The organism is Nonomuraea corallina, from assembly GCF_027620315.1.
Lineage (GTDB): Bacteria > Actinomycetota > Actinomycetes > Streptosporangiales > Streptosporangiaceae > Nonomuraea > Nonomuraea corallina.
The window spans coordinates 1-6848 of record NZ_JAPNNL010000259.1; the positions used below are offsets into that span (position 1 = coordinate 1).

General features: G+C 74.2%; 9 protein-coding genes. 4 read left to right on the forward strand and 5 right to left on the reverse strand.

Annotation, left to right across the window (positions count from 1 at the left end; translation table 11 throughout):
- Window positions 1–243, reverse strand: a 243-nt coding sequence (locus OUY22_RS34810) for a M17 family peptidase N-terminal domain-containing protein (RefSeq protein WP_333486849.1), incomplete at its 3' end; no start/stop codon positions are given.
- Between the two features lie 104 nt (window positions 244–347).
- Here OUY22_RS34810 and OUY22_RS34815 point away from each other — a divergent pair.
- Together OUY22_RS34815 and OUY22_RS34820 are read left to right on the forward strand one after the other, a co-directional pair.
- Entirely contained in the window at window positions 348–695 is a 348-nt protein-coding gene (locus OUY22_RS34815; RefSeq protein ID WP_270159564.1) for a GntR family transcriptional regulator, read from the forward strand.
- Window positions 692–1654, forward strand: a complete 963-nt coding sequence (locus OUY22_RS34820) for a hypothetical protein (RefSeq protein ID WP_270159565.1) — start codon at window positions 692–694, stop codon at window positions 1652–1654. Before OUY22_RS34815 ends, OUY22_RS34820 begins: the two co-directional genes overlap by 4 nt.
- Window positions 1655–1758: 104 nt before the next feature.
- On the opposite strand, the gene OUY22_RS34825 is transcribed toward OUY22_RS34820, so the two are convergent.
- A complete protein-coding gene (locus tag OUY22_RS34825; RefSeq protein WP_270159567.1) occupies window positions 1759–2505 on the reverse strand; it encodes an adenosylcobinamide-GDP ribazoletransferase in 747 nt (248 codons plus the stop codon).
- Window positions 2502–3227: an aminoglycoside 3'-phosphotransferase gene (locus OUY22_RS34830; protein WP_270159568.1), complete on the reverse strand. Its 726-nt coding sequence runs from the start codon at window positions 3225–3227 to the stop codon at window positions 2502–2504. Before OUY22_RS34830 ends, OUY22_RS34825 begins: the two co-directional genes overlap by 4 nt.
- A 94-nt stretch (window positions 3228–3321) precedes the next feature.
- Between OUY22_RS34830 and OUY22_RS34835 the strand changes: the two genes are divergently transcribed.
- Window positions 3322–4119 (forward strand): ABC transporter ATP-binding protein, encoded by a 798-nt coding sequence (locus OUY22_RS34835; RefSeq protein ID WP_270159569.1) that lies wholly within the window; start codon window positions 3322–3324, stop codon window positions 4117–4119.
- Window positions 4120–4227: 108 nt separating this feature from the next.
- Here OUY22_RS34835 and OUY22_RS34840 read toward each other — a convergent pair whose 3' ends face one another.
- Entirely contained in the window at window positions 4228–5301 is a 1074-nt protein-coding gene (locus OUY22_RS34840) for a bifunctional adenosylcobinamide kinase/adenosylcobinamide-phosphate guanylyltransferase (protein WP_270159570.1), read from the reverse strand.
- Between the two features lie 153 nt (window positions 5302–5454).
- Between OUY22_RS34840 and OUY22_RS34845 the strand changes: the two genes are divergently transcribed.
- Window positions 5455–5661, forward strand: a complete 207-nt coding sequence (locus tag OUY22_RS34845) for a hypothetical protein (RefSeq protein ID WP_270159571.1) — start codon at window positions 5455–5457, stop codon at window positions 5659–5661.
- A 62-nt stretch (window positions 5662–5723) separates the two neighbouring features.
- Here the strand turns inward: OUY22_RS34845 and OUY22_RS34850 are convergent, their stop codons facing one another.
- On the reverse strand, window positions 5724–6725 hold the full coding sequence (locus OUY22_RS34850) for an aldo/keto reductase family protein (RefSeq protein WP_270159572.1): 1002 nt from the start codon (window positions 6723–6725) through the stop codon (window positions 5724–5726).
- Window positions 6726–6848: the final 123 nt, after the last annotated feature.

The window sequence follows — 6848 nt, forward strand, 5'->3', positions numbered from 1 at the left end:
GCCGACCGCGACCAGCAGCGGCGCGCTGACGGAGCCGAACGTCGGCAGCTTGGCGATCTCGCCGGGCTTGCCGGCGAACCCGAGCGAGGACAGCGAGGCGGCCAGCTTGCCGCCGAAGGCCGCGTCGAGGGGCTCGGCGCCCGTGGCGGGGCGAGGACCTTCAGGGCCGGACCTGAATCCGACGATCAGCGCGTCGGTGTCGAACGAGACGGGATCTGCTGAGTTCAGCCGCACAGTGGTCACGTAAACCGACTCTATCGAGGGTTTCTGCGTACTAACAAACACGGGTTCATCCGATGAATCGTGGGGCACGGCTTTGAAAACATGGTGCTATTGTCATTAGCACCATGTTGCTGACGTTGGACCTCAACGACGCCCGCCCCCTGCACGAGCAGGTCGCCGCGGCCGTCCGGCGCGCCATCGGCGAGGGCCACTACGCGCCGGGTGACCGGCTGCCTCCGGCTCGTGACCTCGCGACGGCGCTGGGCATCAACCCCAACACCGTGCTGCGCGCCCTGCGCGAGCTGCGCGACGAGGGGCTGCTGGAGTTCCGGCGCGGGCGCGGCGTCAGCGTCGCCGCCCGCGCCGACGCGCGCGCCCTGCTCCGCGAGCGGACGCGCGAACTGCTGGAAGAGGCCAGGAGACACGGATACCGCCGGGAGGACCTGATCGCCATTTTGGAGGAGCTCGCATGACCTCGCGCACCATCGCCCTGCTCGCGGGAACGGCCGTCGCCGCCGCCGTGTCGGCCGCGCCGCTCGCCCTGCGCGAGCGGCTGCCCGACCCGCTGGCCGTCCACTGGGGCCCCGGCATGACCCCTGACAACGCCGTGTCCTTCCCCGTCTTCCTGGCCATGCAGGCGGCGCTGTGGGGGGTCATCCTGCTGGGCCTGCTCGCCTCGGCGCGAAGGGCCGGGGGCGGCAGGTCCGCGCGGGTGTCGTGGTGGGCGCTGTTCTCCGGCGGCGTGCTGTTCGCGTCGCTGATCTCCGGCATGACCGTGGCGGCCAACCTCGACGCGGCCACCTGGACCGACGCCCGGCTCGGCCCGCTCGCCGTGACGGTCGTGATCGCCGTGCCGCTCGCCGCCGCGGCGCTCTCCGGCTACCTGGGCCGGGGCGCGGCCGACCCGTCGCACGTGGACCGTGAGCCGCCCGTGCTGAACCTGCGCCGCGGCCAGCGGGCCGTCTGGGTGAGCCGCGTGAGCAACCCGTGGCCGCTGCTCCTCACCGCCGCCGGCGCGGCCGCGCTGTTCGCCTTCGCGATGCTGGACCTGACCGGGGTCGTCCGTGTGTCGTCCTACGGGGCCGTGCTGCCGGTGCTGGTGGCCGTGCCGGCGGTCGGGCTCTTCGCCTCCTCGCTCACCGCCAGGGTCACCGGCGACGGGGTGGTGCTCGCGTTCGGGCCGTTCGGCTGGCCGGTGCGGCGCATCCGCCTGGACAAGATCGACCACGCCTTCACGGAGGAGCGCCACCCCAGCCAGGTCGGCGGCTGGGGGGTGCGCGGCCTGCCCGGCGGCGCCACCATCATGCTGCGCGGCGGCGAGTGCCTGGTCCTGCGCTACCGCTCCGGCGGCCAGCTGGGCATCAGCATCGACGACGCCGAGCGCGGCGCCTCCCTGATCAACGCCCTCATCGCCGAGAGGCGCGCCGTATGAGGCCGCTGCCGGTCTTCCTAGCCGTCGCCTTCGTCCTGTCCTGGTCGGCCGCCCTGCCCCTGTGGCTGGGCGGCGGGCTGAGCGCCCGACGGCCCGGTCACCGATCAGCCGACCAAGGCGTAGACCACCAGGGCCGCCGCGGCGGCGGTCTCCACCAGGGCGCCCAGCACGTCCCCGGTGATGCCGCCGAGCCTGCGCCTGGCCCTGACGAGCAGGAACGAGGCCGCGGCCAGGCCGGCGAGCAGCGCCACCGGGGGCCCGATCAGCTCGCGGACCGGGACGCCGGGCCGCAGCGGCAAGGCCGCCGTGACGACCAGGGCGGCGACGGTCACCAGGAGGGCGGTGCGGGTCCGTACCGTGCCCGCGACCGTCGCGCCGAGCCCGTCGGGGCGGGCGGCGGGCACGGCGGGGCGGCAGGCCCAGGTGAGCGTCAGGCGGCCTGCCAGGCACGCCGTCATCAGGCCGATCGCCCCCGCCTCGGTCAGGGCCGTCGCCTGGACGAGGACCGTGAAGAGCACGGCCATCACCCCGAACGGCCCGATGTCCGACTTTTTCATGATGTCGAGCGCCTGGGCGGCCGGCTTCCCGCTGCCCAGGCCGTCCGCCAGATCGGCGAGCCCGTCCAGGTGCAGGCCCCGCGTCAGCACCGCCAGCAACCCGAGCGCCAGGGCGGCGCCCAGCAGCGGCGGCCCGGGCAGCAGCAGCGGCAGCGCGGCCACCGCGCCGAGCGCCAGCCCCACCGCCGGGGCCAGCGCCATCGCCCGCCCCGCCACCACGCGGTCCACCCGGGTCACCCGCACCGGGAACACGCTGAGCGTGCCGAGCGCGAACCGCAGCCCGTCAAGGCTCACGACACCTCGGCCAGCAGCCGGTAGTAGGCGAGCTTGGCCGCGTCGGCCTCGGCGAGCCCGTACGCGGCCAGGAAGTCGGCCGCCGCGCGCCCCTCCAGCGCGCGCAGCGCGACGGCCAGGTCCACGTAGCGGTCGGCCACGCCCAGCGCGGGGACGTCGATCAGGACCGCCTCGCCGGAAGGGGAGGCGAGCACGTTGGCGGGGGTGAAGTCGCCGTGGGTGACCACCAGGTCCTCCCCGGCCGGCCGCTCGGCCAGCAACCAGGCCAGGACCTCCTCGGGGGTGCGGCCGGCGTGCTCGTCGCCGAGGTCCGCCGGATCCACCAGCCCGGCGCGCACCCGTTCGGCGGCCCTGGCCAGCTTGACGTCGAGCCGCTCGTCGAACGGGCACTCCGCCACCGGGATCGCGTGCAGCGCGCGCAGCGTCCCGCCCAGGATCGTGCCGGCCTCCGGCGGCCGCGACTTGCGCTCCAGGTCCCGCCAGCCCACCTCCGCCAGCACCAGCACGTCATCCTCGAACGCCACCACGTCCGGCACGTTCGCCCACCGCTTGAGCCACAGCAGCCGTTCGTGCTCCGCCGCGGCCGCCTGACCCCGCTTGATGAAGAACTCGCCCCGGGGCCCGGTCACCCGCAGCGTCTCGCCGCTCAGGCCCGCGTGGTCGTCCGACCAGATCGCGTCCTCGCCGCCGACCAGATCGAAGACGTTCTCAGGAAACCGCATGACGACCGATCCTACGGGGCGCCGGCGGGCCCGACGCGGGCGCGACGAGGACAGGACGCCGACCCCGTCCGCCGGCGTCCCCTAGGCTTGCCGGATGCACGTGGTTGAACTCGAAGGCGTAGGCGTCCGGGTCGTCGGCAAGACCTTGCTGGACGCGGTCGACTGGCAGGTGGCCTACGGCGACCACTGGGTCGTGCTGGGTCCCAACGGCGCGGGCAAGACGACGCTGCTGTCGCTCGCGGCGGCCGTGCGCCACCCCACCGTGGGCGCCGTGACCGTGCTCGGCCACCGGCTCGGCCGCGTCGACCTGCGCGAGCTGCGCCGCCACATCGGCCTGGTCTCCTCCGATCAGGCCCTCGTCGACGAGGACCTGATGGAGGAGGAGGGCGCCACCGCCCAGACCGTGGTGCTCACCGGCCACACCGGCACCAGCGCCCCGCTGTGGGACCGCTACGGCGAGGCCGAGCGCGAGCGCGCGCTGCGGCTGCTGGCCGACCTCGGCTGCAAGGACCTCGCCGACCGGCGGTTCGCCGTGTGCTCGCAAGGGGAGCGGGCCAGGATCCGGGTGGCCAGGGCGCTCATGGGCGACCCCGCCGTGCTGCTCCTCGACGAGCCGTTCGCCGGGCTCGACCTGCCGGCCCGCGAGGACCTCATCACCGCCGTCGAGAACCTCGCCGAGACCCGGCCGGTGCTGACCACGGTCACGGTCACGCACCACCTGGAGGAGGTGCCGTCGACGACCACGCACGCGCTGTTGCTGCGCGAGGGCCGGGTGCTGGCGGCGGGCCCGGTGACGGACGTGCTCACCCCCGGCCACCTGTCCGAGTGCTTCGGCCTCCCGCTCCACGTCGACCGCCTGCACGGCCGCTGGTACGCCCGCTCCGTCCGCTGACCCCGGCCCCGGTCTCGGTTGCCCGCGTACGCCACCCGGACGCGGGCACGGCGGCCTCCAGGGCGCTGAGGCGGGTCAGAGGGCGGCCTCCGGGGCCGCTGAGGCAGGTCACAGGGAGAGCGGCCGGCCCGCGACGACCAGGGTGACCTCCTCCGACTCGGCCGCCAGCCGCTCGTTCAGCCGGCCGAGCGCGTCACGGAAGGCCCGGCCGCTCGCCGTGGCCGGGACGACCCCCATGCCTGCCTCGTCCGACACCGCCACGACGCGCCCGCGCGCCCGCCGCCAGGCGTCCACCAGTTCCTCGCACCGCCCCAGCACCGGCGCGTGGTCGCCGTCCCAGGCGGCGTGCTCGTCGAAGACCGCCGCCAGCCAGGTGCCCAGGCCGTCGATCAACAGCGGGGCGGCGGCCGTGCGGATCGCCCCGGCCAGGTCGGTGGTCTCCACGGTGTCCCAGTGCGCGGGCCGCCGCACCCGGTGCGCGCGCACCCGGGCCGCCCACTCCGGGTCGCCGTCGCCTGCCGGACCGGTCGCGAGATAGGTCACGTACGGCTCCGCGGCCAGCCGCAGCTCGGCCTCGGCGGACTTCCCCGACCGGGACCCGCCCAGCACGAGCGCCCGCCTCGGCTGTCCGGGTACGACGCCGTCCGGCCGGGTGGTCGTGTCCGCGGGACCATCCACTCCAGCGGTCGTGTCCGGGGTGGGATCGTCCGGCTCGGTGGGTGTGGTGTGCAGGACGGTTCCGTCGGGGACGGAGACGGCGCCCCACAGGCGCAGCCGTCTGTCGAGTTCGCGCGGGGAGCGGGCGCGGTGGTCCAGGCCGACGGCGACGACCCGGGTCCCGGAGCTCACCGCGCCGGCCCGTGTCAGCGCGCCGAGCCGCTCCGGCCGGTCCAGCACGTCGATCAGGACGACGTCGTACGGCGCGCTCGCGTCGAGCGGGACCTCCCGGTCCGCGGGCGCGTACAGCAGCCGGCCGCCGTCCGGCCCGGCGAGCCCCAGCCCGCCCGCCAGAACCTCGTAGCCGGGAGGCGCCCCGGCCCACGGGTAGGCCACCACGTCGTCGACCAGCACCCCGAACGGCCGGCGGGCGGGCAGGCCGGCCGTCCCGGCGCAGGACGCGCACGGACACCCCGGCTCGGGCCAGCCCGCGGCCCCCGCGGTCCCGGTGAGGAGAAGCTTCATCGCGCCGAGCGTACAAACCCGGGACGGCCGGACCGGACGGGGGCCGCGCCGGGCGGGACGGCGGACGGGATGGACGATCAGCTCCCGGGGCCGGAGTAGGGTTCCAGTGCCGCCGGGGGGTGCGCCGGCGGGCCGGCGGAGAAGGAGTATGGCATGACATGGCGTTGGCGTTATGAGGACGCGCACGGCGGTGAGGTGACGGATCGCCCCTTGCCGCGCGAGGTGTTTCCCAGCCAGGCCGACGCCGAGTCGTGGCTCGGCGAGAACTGGCGTGAGCTGCTCGAGGCGGGCGTCGAACAGGTGTCGCTCCTGGAGGAGGACCGGGTCGAGTACCGAGGGCTGTCGCTGCGCCAGGACTGACCCCGGCGAACGCGAGAACCCCTTGAGCCCCGGGCTCAAGGGGTTCTGGGCGTTCCGGGCCGTCAGCGGCGCCTGGGCGGGCTCGCCGTCTTGGCGGGGTCGCGCTCCGCCAGCGAGCCGATCACGTCGTCGATGCGCTTGCGCACCTCGTCCTCGAGTTTGACGCCCGCGGCCTTGACGTTGTCGCTCACCTGCTCGGGGCGGGAGGCGCCGACGATGGCGCTGGAGACGTTCGGGTTCTGCAGCACCCACGCCACGGCCAGCTGCGCCATGGACAGCCCCAGGTCCGCCGCGATCGGCTTGAGCTCCTGGACCTTCGCCAGCACGTCGTCCTTCATGAAACGGGCGATCATGTCCGCGCCGCCGGCCTGGTCGGTCGCCCTGGAACCCTCGGGCGGGGCCTGACCGGGCAGGTACTTGCCGGTCAGCACGCCCTGCGCGATCGGCGACCAGACAATCTGGCCGACGCCCTCACGCTCGCACAGCGGCACGATCTCGCTCTCGATGACCCGCCACAGCATCGAGTACTGGGGCTGGTTGGACACGATCCGGTCGAAGCCCATCTGGTCGGCGATCTCCAGCGCCCGGGAGATCTGGGGCGCCGACCACTCGCTCACGCCCACGTACAGGACCTTGCCCTGCCGCACGAGGTCGTCGAAGGTCTTGAGCGTCTCCTCGAGCGGGGTCTCGGCGTCGAAGCGGTGCGCCTGGTACAGGTCCACGTAGTCGGTCTGCAGGCGGCGTAGCGAGGCGTGGATGGACTCGGTGATGTGCTTGCGCGACAGGCCGCGGTCGTTGGGGCCCCTGCCGGTGGGCCAGTAGACCTTGGTGAAGATCTCCAGCGACTCCCTGCGGACGCCCTTCAGTGCCCTGCCGAGCACCTCTTCGGCCTTGGTGCCCGCGTAGACGTCGGCGGTGTCGAAGGTGGTGATGCCCTCGTCGAGCGCCGCCTGCACGCAGAGCCTGGCGGTGTCCTCCTCGACCTGGGAGCCGTGGGTGAGCCAGTTGCCGTAGCTGATCTCGCTGACCATGAGACCGCTGCGGCCGAGGTGACGGAATTCCATGTGTCCGACTTTATGGCTTGTGCCAGATGATCGTCATGGAGGGTCGATCACCGGGCGGTAGGGTCGGCGGGTGCTGAAGCTGCTCCGCGTGGCGCTCACCGCCGCCGTCCTGGCCGCGATCGT